This is a genomic window from Cupriavidus sp. 01T418 (assembly GCF_056398885.1).
Genome location: NZ_JBFTQG010000001.1, coordinates 172,008 through 185,083, shown reverse-complemented (window position 1 = coordinate 185,083; position 13,076 = coordinate 172,008). Strand labels below are relative to the sequence as shown.

General features: G+C 65.8%; 10 protein-coding genes. 1 reads left to right on the top strand and 9 read right to left on the bottom strand.

Annotated features, from left to right (window positions below):
• Positions 1-57: 57 nt before the first annotated feature.
• Positions 58-1,524 (bottom strand): mannose-1-phosphate guanylyltransferase/mannose-6-phosphate isomerase, encoded by a 1,467-nt coding sequence (locus tag AC1DQ3_RS00840; RefSeq protein ID WP_477118495.1) that lies wholly within the window; start codon positions 1,522-1,524, stop codon positions 58-60.
• 510 nt (positions 1,525-2,034) lie between these two features.
• On the opposite strand from AC1DQ3_RS00840, the gene AC1DQ3_RS00835 reads away from it, so the two are divergent.
• Complete coding sequence (locus AC1DQ3_RS00835; protein ID WP_477118269.1) at positions 2,035-3,111, top strand: DUF1839 family protein; 1,077 nt, start codon at positions 2,035-2,037, stop codon at positions 3,109-3,111.
• Positions 3,112-3,152: 41 nt separating this feature from the next.
• Here AC1DQ3_RS00835 and AC1DQ3_RS00830 read toward each other — a convergent pair whose 3' ends face one another.
• From AC1DQ3_RS00830 to AC1DQ3_RS00795, 8 genes are all read right to left on the bottom strand, one after another.
• Positions 3,153-3,875, bottom strand: a complete 723-nt coding sequence (locus AC1DQ3_RS00830; protein ID WP_477118268.1) for a Crp/Fnr family transcriptional regulator — start codon at positions 3,873-3,875, stop codon at positions 3,153-3,155.
• A 306-nt stretch (positions 3,876-4,181) separates the two neighbouring features.
• Positions 4,182-6,707, bottom strand: a complete 2,526-nt coding sequence (locus tag AC1DQ3_RS00825; protein ID WP_477118494.1) for a glycoside hydrolase family 2 protein — start codon at positions 6,705-6,707, stop codon at positions 4,182-4,184.
• Between the two features lie 17 nt (positions 6,708-6,724).
• Entirely contained in the window at positions 6,725-7,708 is a 984-nt protein-coding gene (locus AC1DQ3_RS00820) for a DUF1839 family protein (RefSeq protein ID WP_477118267.1), read from the bottom strand.
• Positions 7,708-8,685, bottom strand: a complete 978-nt coding sequence (locus AC1DQ3_RS00815) for an amino acid--[acyl-carrier-protein] ligase (protein WP_477118266.1) — start codon at positions 8,683-8,685, stop codon at positions 7,708-7,710. The genes AC1DQ3_RS00820 and AC1DQ3_RS00815 overlap by 1 nt, the downstream gene beginning before the upstream one ends.
• Positions 8,686-8,695: 10 nt before the next feature.
• Positions 8,696-9,871, bottom strand: a complete 1,176-nt coding sequence (locus AC1DQ3_RS00810) for an acyl-CoA dehydrogenase family protein (RefSeq protein ID WP_477118493.1) — start codon at positions 9,869-9,871, stop codon at positions 8,696-8,698.
• Positions 9,872-9,888: 17 nt separating this feature from the next.
• Positions 9,889-10,137 (bottom strand): acyl carrier protein, encoded by a 249-nt coding sequence (locus AC1DQ3_RS00805; protein ID WP_477118265.1) that lies wholly within the window; start codon positions 10,135-10,137, stop codon positions 9,889-9,891.
• Positions 10,138-10,242: 105 nt separating this feature from the next.
• On the bottom strand, positions 10,243-11,646 hold the full coding sequence (locus tag AC1DQ3_RS00800; protein WP_477118264.1) for an undecaprenyl-phosphate glucose phosphotransferase: 1,404 nt from the start codon (positions 11,644-11,646) through the stop codon (positions 10,243-10,245).
• 117 nt (positions 11,647-11,763) lie between these two features.
• Positions 11,764-12,438, bottom strand: coding sequence for a phosphatase PAP2 family protein (locus AC1DQ3_RS00795; RefSeq protein WP_477118263.1), 675 nt, complete (start codon positions 12,436-12,438; stop codon positions 11,764-11,766).
• Positions 12,439-13,076: the final 638 nt, after the last annotated feature.

Here is a 13,076-nt window from a genome sequence, read left to right as displayed (position 1 = left end):
CGTCCCCGGCCTGTCCGCGGCAGCATGCAAGCGGGGGCCTGTTTCCGTACCGCAGTGCTAGCCGCGCCCATAGTTGTCTTCGAATCGGACGATGTCATCCTCGCCCAGATAGGCACCGGACTGGACCTCGATGATCTCCAGCGGCGTCTTGCCCGGATTCTCCAGCCTGTGCAGCGTGCCGATCGGGATATAGGTGGATTGGTTCTCGGACAGGATGCTGACCGTGTCGCCGCAAGTCACGCGCGCGGTTCCGCGTACCACCACCCAATGCTCGGCACGGTGGTAATGCATCTGCAATGACAGGCTGGCCCCCGGATCCACGACGATGCGCTTGACCTGGAAACGCTCGCCGTGATCGATGGAGTCGTAACAGCCCCAGGGGCGGTGGACCTTGCGGTGGTTCACCACCTCGCATCCGTGATCGGAGCGAATGCGCTGGACCACGTTCTTGACGTCCTGCACATGTGCCTTGTCCACGACCAGCACGGCATCCGCCGTCTCCACCACCACCACGTCCTTTACCCCGACGCACGCGATCAGGCGTCCCTCGGAATGCGCCAGGCAGGATGAGGCGCCGTCGAACAGCACGCGTCCGCGTCCCACATTGCCTGCTGCGTCCTTCGAAGCGATATCCCAGATCGCGGCCCAGGAGCCAACGTCGGACCAGCCTGCGTCCAGCGGCACCAGCATCCCGCTCACGCTGGGCATGGTCTCCAGCTTCTCCATCACCGCGTAGTCGATCGAGTCCGACAGACAGTTGCCAAACGCTTCCTTGCCAATGCTGAAGGTGTTGCCGCGGCACTCGCCGGCCTCGTAAGCCGCCTGGCACTGCTGGTACATCTCAGGCTGCAACTGGCTGAGCGCCTTGAGCCAGATCGAGGCCCGCACGACGAAGATGCCTGCGTTCCACCAGTAGTCGCCCGACGCCACGTAGTGCTCGGCCAGCTCCAGATGGGGTTTCTCGACAAAGCGCTCGAGTGCGAAGGCGCCGTGATGCTCGCGCCGACCGGCGCGGATATAGCCGTAGCCGGTTTCCGCTGCAAGCGGGCGCACCCCCAGCGTCACGATGGCGCCCCAGTCGGCATGCTGTATCGCCGTCGCCAGCGCCTGGCGGAAGGCTTGCGGATCCGCCACGCTGTGGTCCGCCGGGGTCACCACCAGGACAGCATCCGCACCTTCGCTCATGCCTGCGACGGCGTGCAGCGCCGCCATGGTGAGCGCGGGCGCGGTGTTGCGTCCACAGGGTTCGACGATGAGTTGCGCGGGCTTCCCGGCGCGCTTCATCAACTCAGCGATCATGAAACGGTGGTCCTCGCCGCATACCACCATCGGCGGCACTTCCTTGCTTGCAGCACGGCCGGCCAGTTGCACCAGGCCGTCGAAACGGTGCACAGTGGCTTCCAGCAGCGTGTCTTCGGCAACCAGGTTCAGCAACTGCTTGGGATGTTGCTCGCGCGACAGCGGCCACAGCCGGGTTCCGGAGCCGCCGGCCAGGATGACCGGCTGGATCACTGCCATCGGCATGGACTGCAAGCCGCGGCCGGTGGACACCTTTGCCGCCACGTCCAGTGCCTGGCGCTTTTCCCGGTTCGTTGCTTTCATCTTGACTCCTTGCCAGCCGCAGCCCGGAGAGGCTGCGGAAACTCGTCACGTGCGCAGGACACGCCCTGCGCTGTCTTTATCCCGGGGATCGCCGGTGCGCCTGCAGCCGCTGCACCCGGCGTGGGGCGTAACGCTCCCGGACGCGAAGCCGGCCTGGGCAGGACGGTCCGGTGCATGCTGAAAGTCAGTGTAGGAAGCGGGATCAAGGGCATCTGTTCGTTGCCGCACACGTCAGGCGCCCGCCTGTTCCCGCACCAATGTGTTCATCACAGTGTCATATTCTCTGTTGGCTCTGTTGGGCACCGAACGGATTGGAAGAGCCAATGCGATTGCAATGGCAGGCAGGGCGCATCTCGGGATTCGAGCGATTCGAGCGATTCGAGCGACAAGGCGGCACGACAACGGAACGACAACAGACGCAGGAGGCAGGAGATGAAACGGGACGCTGTACTCATACCTGGCGACGGCGCGGACAATGCGGCGCAGGCAAGCCCGCGCGCCGCCCCGATGGCGGAGCTCCTCACCAGTACTGCCGCTCCCGCGATCCATCCGCACGCGCTGCATGGCCCAGACGCGATCTGGCAGGAAACCAACTGCTATATGGATCTGTGGATCGAACTGTTGCACGGCTGGGGACTCGATCCCCGTGCCGCCCTGCCGTTCACGGTGGCGCAGGATTTCGAGGGCGACCATTTCACCTTCTTCAAGTATCCGCAGATGGACCTGGAGCTGCTGTACGGCACCGTGGTGCAGGAAATGCCGGTCTATGACACGCTCGAGGCCCACGTCCTGGCACAGGTGAGCCGCGGCCATACCGTGCTGGTGGAACTCGACAGCTACTACCTGCCCGATGCCCGCGCCACCGCCTACCGGCGCGAGCACGTCAAGACCACGGTGGCAGTCGACCGCATCACGCCGGCATCCCAGGAGTTCGGCTACTACCACAGCCTTGGCTATCACGTGCTGGCAGGAGAGGACTACCGCGGGGCGATGCGGCTTGCGCCCGAACTGAGCGGCAACGGCAACATCCTGTTTCCGTACGCCGAGTTTGCCCGGCAGGCGAGGCCGCCGCTGCGCACGCGTGAACTGGTGGATGCGTCGGTATCGCTGATGCGCCATCACCTGTGCCGGCGCCCCGAAACCAACCCGGTCAGCCAGTGGCGCAAGGCCTTTGGCGGGCAGATGGAAGTCCTGCTGGCGCGTGGAGATGCCTACTTCCACCAATACAGTTTCAACCTGCCGCGGCAGTTCGGTGCCAGCTTCGAGTTGCTTCATCATTATCTTGGCTGGTTGGCCGAGCATGACTACAGGACCCCGGCAGCGGCGGCACTTGCGGCCCGCGCCGTTGCCATCGAATGCAAGGTGCTGCAATTCCGTCTGGCGCGGGCCGTGGCGCGCCGGCGGCAAGACGATTGCACGGACTGCCTGGATACGCTGGAAGCGGCCTATGAGCGCGCCATGGCCAGCCTGGTCTCGGCGTTCGGGTGCGCAACGTGCCTTCACGCCTGAACCCTGTGCCAACGGACCCCGGCGCGCCGGGGTCCGTTTCCTCAGGCGTGCGCCAAGGCCGGCAGCAACCGGTCGTACTCGCGCTTGACCAGCTTGTAGCATTCGCAGGAGTGCTTCTCGAGGCCGCAGCGGTCGAGCACGGTGATATGCCCGCGGCTGTGGTGGATGAGCCCGAGGTCCTCCAGTTTGCCGGCCGCTTCCGTCACGCCTTCGCGCCGGACACCGAGCATGTTGGCGATCACCTGCTGCGTGATCACAAGCTCGTTGGAACTCATCCGGTCGATCGCCAGCAGGAGCCAGCGGCACAATTGCTTGTTGAGGGAATGATGGCGATTGCAGGCCGCGGTCTGCGCGATCTGGGTCAGGACGGCCTGCACGTAGAGCAGCGTCACGCGCAGCAGCACCGGCGTGCGAATGAGTTCGCTACGCAGGTCGCGTGCCGGGATGCGATAGGCGAAGCCCGGGCTGCGCACTTCCACGCGGCTGGGCATGGTATCGCCGCCGGTGACGACCGGGATGCCAACCAGGCCTTCATGGCCGATCGCCGCAAACTCGACCGTGGCGCCGTCCTCGAGCAGCGAAAGCATGGAGACCACCGCCGTGGTGGGAAAGTAGGCATGGACGATGCGCTGCCCGGAATCCGTCAGCAACTCCCCCGCGCGGAGCCTGACCAGTTCGAGATGGGGACACAATGCCTCCCATTCGTGGCGCGGCAATGCGCTGAGCAAATGATTGACATGCAGATCTGACCGGTGCGTGATCATGTTGGACCTCCCTTGGACCCTAGGATCACGGCTTGTGCCAGCAAGACACGCTGACGCCCTTATTGCTGGACGCTACTGGCAATGCCGCTCCACCCATTGCAAACAACCGCTGACTTCGTGCCAACTGGTTATCTGTATTAAGCGCCACGCAGCTCGGTTGTGACAGTGGGCAGACGGCTAGTACTAGTTCATCCCTTGGTAGGTAGGAGATGGCACCGGCGCGGCTGGCCGCCCGCCCGCATCGACACGCACGCACGCGCCGGCGGCGGCGCAAGCCATGCCGGGAGCCGGAATCGGCCGCGCACCCTATGCGTCGTAGCTGATCGGGCGCTCGGCGTTGATGGCGTGAATCTCGCCCGAAGGGATGAGCTCGCCGTGCGCCTGTGCGCCCCCTTCATGCATAAGGCGGATACGCCGGCTCTCGCCGGGAGCAAGATGAAACCAGTCTTGTGCCGGTTGGAAGACATGATCCTCGATATGCACCCAGCGCGCGAAGCGCTGCGTGCTGATTGTGAGCCACCATTCGCCCGCCACGCATTCGAGATCGGCCTTCAGGCCAGGCGGCTTGAGGGCGCTCGCCCTGCGATCCGGCAGGTATGCCACCTGGCTCAGCAGTTCGCCGCCATCGGCCCCTGCCAGCGTGGCCACCACGACATCGTGCGCCGGCGGACCAAAGCGATAAGCGTAGGTGAAATCGAAGAACGTATCCATCAGCGACGCGGCCTCGATGCGGTGCGCCTCACGCGCGGCCAGCACGAGATCCTGCGTGGCTTCGGCCACCAGCGTCTCGCCGTCGCGGTAGCAGCGCAGCGACAAGTGCACCCGGCGCGGCTCCGGCGATTCGTTGAGCAGGTGCAGGTGCAAGCCGTTGAGCCCCTCGTCGGTCAGGAGCAACTGCAGCGGCTGCCATACCTGGCGCAGGGCATGCCAGGCCGATTTGGGACGCGCGCATGCGTCCACGATGCCCCAGCCCGGCCCCGGCAGCAAATCCTGCAGCTGCCAGACCAGCGCACCCGCGCAGGTGGAACCAACGCGCCGCCATTCGCTGAAGACATCGGTCATGATCTCGGCCACCACCGCGCGTGAAAGGGCCAGGTAGCGCGCTGGCTGCTCGTAGCGCAGCCGCGGCGGATCGACTTCGTACAGCGCGCGCAGGTAGAAGTCGCGCACGTCTTCGAAATCCCACGGCGCGCCGGCATCGCGCGGGACGCGTGCCTTCCAGCGGGGATCGTGCAAGGGCTGGCCAAGCGCGTGCTCGGCCAGGGTCCGCTGGCAAGGTACGTTGGCGAACGCCAGGCATTCCGCGGCGAAACGCACATTGGCCAGGCGCGCATCCGCCAGCGGGCGCTGGTAGGCGCCGACGCCATAATAGTGGCTGACGCCGGCGTCCGGCTGGAAGGGCCAGGCGCCTTCGCAAGGGGAGTTGCGCACGTAGACGGTATCCGGCCGGTGCGCGGCCACCAGGCCGGGGATCACCGCATCGAACAGTGGCTGGCGCCAGTCCGTACGCGCCACGCCCATCATGGCGGCTTGCTGCTCGGCCTCGCTGCCGCCGCACAGCACCGCGACGCTCGGGTGCGCGCGCGTGGAAACCAGCCACTCCGTCACCTCGCATGCGGCGTCGTCCATCAGCGCGGATGCGGCGTCGCCGCTGCCGTAGTCGAAATTGGCGAACATGAAATCCTGCCATACGAGCAGGCCGAGTTCGTCGCAGAGCCGATAGAAGCGCTCGCCCGGATAGCAGGTGACGCCGCTCACGCGCACCATGTTCATGTCGGCCCCGCGTGCCAGTGCCAGCCAGCGTCCGACCGTCTCCTGCGCATCCGACAGGCCGTGCAGGTCGTGGCTCGATACGCACGCGCCGCGGCAGAAAAGCCGTTCGCCATTGACGCGCAAGGCAAAGGCGCCAGGCGCGGCACCGCGGTCCGCCTCGATGGTGCGAAAGCCAATGCGGCCGCATTCCACCGTGGCACCCTGCAGCGTGGTTTCGACGCGGTAGAGATAGGGCTCGCCGTGTGTGTGCGGCCACCATAGCCGGGCATGCGCAATGCGCACCGTACCCGTCAGCGTGTGGGCATCCAGGCGGCGCAACTGGCCGCGGCAAACCGTTTCGCCGTCACCGTCGACGGCACCGAAGCTGCCCTGCAGCGGCGCTTCCCCCGGAAAATGAAGCCGCAGGGAGACCACGCCCTCATGCCCCTCGATCCGGCTGGCCAGATCGGCGCGCAAGCCGTGCAACGCATCGTCGCTGGCGGGATCCAGCAGTTCGACCGGACGCCACGGCCCCACCGCATGCACCGGAGGACACCAGCCTGCCATATGGCCAAGCAAGGTGGTACGCACCGCGCGCAAGGTCGGTGGCGCGATCATCCGCGGCTTCCAGCGCACCGCGCCGCGCTGCGTGCGCAGCCAGGGATGCAACGCGCGAAAGCACAGGTGCAGTGTGTTCTCGCCCGCCAGGTCGACTTCGACCTGATGGCTCACGAACATATGGCGCGTGGTGAGCACCAGCACGCCGTTCATCCACACTTCCGCCAACGTCGCCAGGCCGTTGAAGCGCAGCAGGCGGCGGCCGCTGCCCGTGAAACACACGCGGTACCAGTGATCGTGCTGGTGCAGCGGCGGCGGCTCGGCATCGTTCCATCGGCCGGCAGCGCGCAGGGCACCTGCCACGGTGCCGGGCACCGGGGCAGCCAGCCAGCCAGCGTCCTGCGGCAATGCGTGCGGGCTGCTGGCAGCGCCTGCGGAGGTTTCGAGCCACGTCCACTGGCCGGACAACGGCGCACCATTTACCGCGACGCCGGGCAGTGCCTGCAAGCGGCGCTGACGCATGTCGAGATCGCGTGCGCTCACGCGCCACCCTCCCCGAAATAGGCCGCCAGCGCCGGCACCGTCGCCTTGTAGGACATCTCGAGCTGATCGAGGCAATCGTGGCAGGGGTCGGGCTTGCGGCTGATGACGGCACGCATCAGCCGGAACTGCATCACCATGGCCTCGGAGGCGATGGTGTAGCAAGCCTCGGCGATGGTGTCCGGCAAAGGCTGGCCATGCATCACCAGCCAGCGCAGGTAGCAACCCAGCAGCTCGAAATTCGCGCCAAGCTGGCGCAGCACGCTCGACGCATAGACCTGGAAGCCAGGCTCCCCACGCCCCATCATCTGATCCAGGTGCGCGGGAAAAACCGTACGAAAGGCGCTGATCGGATTGAGCCGCGGCCGTCGTGCCAGGTGGCGGCGCAGCAGGTCGAGCGAGATCCGCACCGATGCGGCATCGGTCTGGGGAGCAAAGCGGCGCCGTACCGCTCTCGCACGCGGATACGGCGCGATATCCTTGTCCATCAGTTCCGCCGGCAAGCAAAAGATGGCCTGGTATTCCTCGCCGCCGACCGTGTGGTAGCCGTCGCCATGGTAATAACCGGCGGTCATGGCTTCCGGCACCAGCAGGTCCACGCCGATGCAGGACCTCGCATGCTGGCGCCGGTAGCCCGCCGCGGCGGCATAAGGCAGGTGGAAGCTGTCGACGTCGAGCAGTACCACGTTACCGCGGCATGTCTGCGCGGCAACGTGCGCTTGCAGGTTGTCGTAGACAGACAAGTCGTGCGCGGTAACGCCGTAGAGCCGTTCGAGATCGCCGAGCGGGAAACTGACCAATGTGAATTGATCACCCTCGAAATCCTGGCTCACGGCGAATGCCAGCGCGGCAATGGGGTCGAATTCCCAGCCATGCAAAAGCTCTATCCACAGATCGACATCGCAATTTGCGTGCGCCCACACGGGATTTCCGCCGCGCAGACCGAGTCCGCCACGCCCCCCCAACCTGGGTGCTCCATACATTACGCGCTCCAGAGCCGCTCGCGCACGCCTCGCGGCCAACGTGCAGGGTCGAGTCCGTGGTGACGCAGCAGCGCGAGCGCAAGCCGCTCGATGCCGAAGCCCACGCAACCGGTATGCGCGGTGCCACCGTCGTGCGTCTGGATGTCCCACAGCGCACCGAAATGGTCTATATGGTAGTTAAAGCTCATGCAGGCTGTGGACGGCGCCCCGTCATTGACCGGAATCAGCAGTTCGAACTTGAGCTTGAGCTCGCGCTGGCTATCGGCCACGATCTTGCCGCCGCGCCCAAAGAAGGGATCATTGGCCACCTCGACTTCAAGCGGAAGCTGCAGCGCCTTGCCCAGTTGCTGCCCGCGCTCCATCCACAGCTGGCGAAAGGCCACGATGCGCTCTGCTGGCCCCAGGCAGACGTATTCCCTCTGCCGGAACAGCTGCATCCGTGTCGGCTCCAGCGACGGCTCGTGCCGGTAGCAGTAGGACAGCACATCGACCACCTTGCCCTGCACCGGCAGCGCGCCGCGGCGCGCCATCACCGGGTAGACCGGATAGCAGGCCGCCGGGGTCAGCACCACGCCGGAGAATGCCTGCTGGTCGGTCCACGCCTCGCCCTCTTCCAGGCGCGCGAGCAAGCGGCGGTGGCCGCGGTCGTCGCCGCAGAAGCAGTGGACGGTGCCCGCCAGCTGGGGAAAGCTCTTCATGTACTCGCTGGTCTCGAAGTCCGCCTGCCCGATGGCGGGCGGGAATCGCAGGACTTCGGCGTGCTGGTCGCTGCCGAGCGCGGTGATCGCCGCATTCAGGCCGTCGGCAATGGCTTCGAACGTTTCGCTGCGGCCGTACAGGCCCTGTACGCCGGTCGCGATCAGGAGGCCGGCGTCGAGCAGCGCCGCAAGAAACGATGGCGACCCGGTGCGGGCCGGCGCCGAAACGTCGGCTCCGCTCATGTCCGGGGTGTCGCTGATGAGGGTTGTGGAATCCATGGTGGTTCTTTCAGGAGCGATCTGCCAGCAGCAGGTTGGCGGTGTTGGCCAGGATGCGGTCGTTATTGATCATCAATGGCGCCGACCACAGATCGCGCAGGTGACGGCCGAGGCTGAAGGGCGTGCCGTGCTTGTAGCCGGCCATGCCGCAAACCAGCATGGCCTCGTGCACCACCTGCAGCGCCATCTCCGATACCGATGTCTTCAGGCCGTTCATCTCTGCCGCGAGCGAGAACGAAGCCGATACCGACACGCCTGCGTCGCGCTGGCGCTGGCGAGCCAGCGCCAGCGCCAGCCGTCCTTCGATCATCTGCAGCTGGCTCACCGCTTCGGCAACATGGGACGCCGAGGGCGGCAGCGAACCCGGCTTTGCCCGCGCCTGGCCCCGGAAGAGGGTCTTGGCCCGCTGGACCGCGTCGCCGGCGATGCCAAGCCAGAGTGCGCTCCAGAGGATATGCGAGACAGGCGTCATGGTGATGTCGGCGATCTCGCCGAACGCAACCGGCAGTACCTGCGCAGCCTGCCCGGCCGCTTCGAGCCGGAAGCCGTTGCTGCAGGTGCCGCGCATGCCCAGCGTATCCCAGGTGTTGAGGCACTGCAGGGTGTAGTCGCCGTGCAGCACGCACACCAGCACCTGATCGGACGGCGGGGCGTCGGCATGCCGGCGCGCCGTCACGAGGATGCCATCCGCGTACGCCCCGTATGAGATGGTTGGCGCGACCTTCAGCAAGTGGAAATGCTCGCCTTCGAGCTCGACCGCGCAACCGCTGTAGCGCAGTGCGCCCCCGATGGCTTCCTCCGATGTGGCGGAGGCCAGCAGCAGCTCGTCGGCGGCAACGCGGGCAAGCAGGCCTTCATGCCACGCGCTCCCCACGCCATGCCCGGCCACGCAGGCAACCTGTATCTGGTGCATGGCGTAGATCATGCCGGTGGACGAACAAGCGGCGCCGAGGATCTGGCAGATGGCCGCGATGGTCTCCAGCGATGCCCCCGCGCCGCCGCAGGCAACCGGCACCATGGCGCCAAGCAGGCGCTGCTCACGCAGCGCGGCCATGGCCTCCTGAGGGAACCTTGCCTCGCGGTCCACGTGATCCCCGTGCTCGGCCGCCACTGCGGCGACAACATGCGCAGCGGCAAGCAGCGCCGCGCTGGAAGCCGGTTCCGTCTTCGGAGGTGCCAGCTCCATCCTGGCCAGCGGGGCGTTCACGCCACCTCCTGCTGCTTGATCTGCTGCACGGCGGCGGCGAGCGAATCGATACTGCGGAATAACTGCCGCGTCAGCATCCGATCCGGAATCTCGATATCGAAGGCATTCTCGATGGCCAGCATGACATGCACGGTCGCCAGCGAAGACAGGCCTACCTCGTAGAGGTCCGTGCCGTCGTTCAGTTCATCTGCCGGAACGGTGAGTCGTGCTACCTCGCCAAGGATGTGACGGATCGTTGCTTTCATGTCGATCTCCAGCGATTGATATGGGTGCCATTGAACACGGAATCACCGTTGCAGGAAGTGCGCTATCCCACCGATCCCGGCAGGTAGAGCGCCCCTCCGCCAGCTTCAGAACGCGCTTTTGCCGGTCCATCCATGCAGGGCAGTGCGCAGGATGATGGAGATGTCCAACTGGAACGACCAGTTGCGGATGTAGTAGATGTCGAACTCGACGCGCTTGCGCATCTTCTCGACGGTGTCGGTCTGGCCGCGCAGGCCATTGATCTGCGCCCAGCCGGTGATGCCTGGCTTGACGCGGTGCCGGAGCATGTACCGGTCGATCAGTTCCTTGTAGAACTCATTGTGTTCGATCGCATGGGGGCGTGGACCGACCACGGACATCTCGCCGCGCAGCACGTTGAGGAATTGCGGTAACTCGTCCAGGCTCGTGCTGCGCAGGAAGGCACCGATGCGCGTCACGCGCACGTCATCGCGCGTGGCCTGCGTCACGCCTTTCTCCTGGTGCACGACCATGGTGCGGAACTTGTAGACATGGAACGGCGAGCCATCCATGCCGAGTCTTGCCTGGCGGAACAGCACCGGCCCCGGCGAGGACAACTTGACCAGGACGGCGATCGTCATCAACAGCGGCGACAGGCCAAGCAGCACGAGCAGCGCGAAGACCCGGTCGAAGCTCGCTTTCAGCAGCCCCGTGATGCCGGAGATGGGCGGGCTGTTCAGATCGATCACCGGCATGCCGAGGAAATCGCTGAAGCGGTGGCCGAGCAGCTCCACCGACATGATGTCGGGCACCCAGCGCACGTCGACCATGTCATTGCGGAACTGGAACACCACGTCATAGAGGTCGCGGCATGCCGCCATCGGCAGCGTCAGCCAGATCTCGCGCACGCCATTGGCGCGCACGAAGGCACAGACATGCTCGAGCGATTCGAGTCGTGCCACGCCGGCGGGGATGGTCTTCTCGCGTTCGTCGTAGATGCCGACCACTTTGTAGCCGGCGCCGCGGATGCGCTGCACGCGCTGATACAGCTCGTGCCCAAGCGTCCCGTAGCCGAGGATGACCACGCGCTTGGCGTTGATGCCCTGTTCGCGCACGCTGCCCAGCATGTTGTACAGCACCATGCGCGACGTCACCAGCGCGGCGGCTACGCTAAGCAGCCACGTCATCGACCACAACCGCGACAGCATGGCGACCTGGTGCATCAGGAAGGCCGCGACCAGGCCCAGCAGGCACACCGCGCACCACGCGGCCACCGTGCGCAGCGCCAGTGCGGCCAGGCTGCGCCCGCGCCAGGAACCATAAAGGCCGCAGGCGGGAAACACCAGCAATGCACCCACCGCACACAAGGCCACGAGGATGCCGTGCACCGGTGGCGCAGCGAACAGGCCCTGGGGGAAGACCAAGGCACCGACAGCCACGCCACAGGCAGCGACGATGCCGGCATCGGCGATGCGGTACAGGATCTGCAGCGCGGATTGCCGCTCGGCTACGAAAGCTCGGACTGTCGACATGATCGGCCTCCACCTGGCATACCCAAGCTGTGATGCAGACCATGATTGCGCCGCCGGGACGGCCCGTCTGTTTGCTTACGCACACAGGGCGCCCCGGCTCTTGCCGGCGTCAGCGCGTCAGTGCAGCTGCGGCATCGCCGGCGTCAGGCGCGTCAGCACTTGCACGTGTTCGTTCTGCAATGCCCAGGAACGCCATTGGCCGCGCTGGAAAGGCTTGTCGCGCCCGGCCAGCCGGGTCGCGAGCACCTCCAGCCAGCGATTCGTGGGCGCAGCGACGCCCGCGACAGGTACCGCCAGCATCAGGACAAGCACCAGGCTTGTTGCCACTGCGGGGGCCGAGCGTACCGGCCGTGCCGAACTCAGGATAATGGGCAGGCTCACGCCAAAGCCGAGGATCAGTCCGCTCAGCACCTCCGAGCTGGAGTGCGCGTCCAGCTCCAGCCGCGAAATGCCGACCAGCAACGCGAGCAGCATGCCGATACAGCCGGCGCCCGGCGCGAGGCGTTGCCACGAGACCGGGACCAGCAGATAAAGCAGTACCGGCAGCACCGATGCGGCCATCATGCTATGCCCCGAGAATCCGGTGAAGTCGAGTGCGGCGCTACCGATACCCCAGCCCATGAACGCCAGCTTGGAGACCAGCACCGTGGCGGCGGCCACGCCGAAACTCAGGAACCATCGCCACGCGCTGGCCATGGCGCGGACGTGAAACAGCCAGGCGGCGATCAGCATGGCGACCGGGAGCAACAGCGAGGTCTCGCCGAAGCGGGAGATGAATTGCCAGTTGAACATGATTGCATCGAGGATCAGGTACGCAAGGAAAGTAACACAGTTGAAGCGTTTTCCCGTCTCCATCACCGGCGCCCGGCATCATCTCCACCCAGCCAAAAGCATGACAAGGCGCGCATGTGCCGGACAGGCAATGCGGCGAGTCCGTTGCTCCCATTGGGCTGGCGGACATCGCCGGCGCTGTGGCCGATGCGCGTCGCGCTGCGCGGCGGATGCGGCTTCTGGTCGATAGTCCTGCTACCGCTGTTTGATTATCGTCTGAGGAGTGGCCCGCCGAGCGGAATCGTGCCGGCCACTTTAGAGCCCGCATGGTCCCCCGGTCGGCGGGCTCTTTTTTTGCCGGCTGCTTCACGGCGGGAGAGCCGACAAGAAGCCGGCCGTATGGAAGCTGGGAATCGGACGCAAACCCAGGTGCCTTGCGTCTCGTGGCAGCGGCAGAAACAAACAGGCCACGGTCTGCCGCTTGTGCCGCGCGGCTGTTACCGTGGCCATCAAGATCCAGCGCAGCGTGCGCTGCAACCGAAATGCACGTGTGCGCATCCGCATTGGCATTGGCATACGCACCGGCTCGCTCCGGTCCCCCGAACACGCGCTCTTCGTCGCCCCCTTTTATCTTGCCGCCGGGTAACCGCGCCTCGATA

Coding starts and splice junctions, on each gene's coding strand:
- AC1DQ3_RS00820 (WP_477118267.1), bottom strand. CDS start 7,708: ATGTATGGAGCACCCAGGTTGGGGGGGCGTGGCGGACTCGGTCTGCGC.
- AC1DQ3_RS00815 (WP_477118266.1), bottom strand. CDS start 8,685: ATGGATTCCACAACCCTCATCAGCGACACCCCGGACATGAGCGGAGCC.
- AC1DQ3_RS00800 (WP_477118264.1), bottom strand. CDS start 11,646: ATGTCGACAGTCCGAGCTTTCGTAGCCGAGCGGCAATCCGCGCTGCAG.
- AC1DQ3_RS00795 (WP_477118263.1), bottom strand. CDS start 12,438: ATGTTCAACTGGCAATTCATCTCCCGCTTCGGCGAGACCTCGCTGTTG.
- AC1DQ3_RS00825 (WP_477118494.1), bottom strand. CDS start 6,707: ATGCGTCAGCGCCGCTTGCAGGCACTGCCCGGCGTCGCGGTAAATGGT.
- AC1DQ3_RS00805 (WP_477118265.1), bottom strand. CDS start 10,137: ATGAAAGCAACGATCCGTCACATCCTTGGCGAGGTAGCACGACTCACC.
- AC1DQ3_RS00830 (WP_477118268.1), bottom strand. CDS start 3,875: ATGATCACGCACCGGTCAGATCTGCATGTCAATCATTTGCTCAGCGCA.
- AC1DQ3_RS00840 (WP_477118495.1), bottom strand. CDS start 1,524: ATGCCGATGGCAGTGATCCAGCCGGTCATCCTGGCCGGCGGCTCCGGA.
- AC1DQ3_RS00835 (WP_477118269.1), top strand. CDS start 2,035: ATGAAACGGGACGCTGTACTCATACCTGGCGACGGCGCGGACAATGCG.
- AC1DQ3_RS00810 (WP_477118493.1), bottom strand. CDS start 9,871: ATGGAGCTGGCACCTCCGAAGACGGAACCGGCTTCCAGCGCGGCGCTG.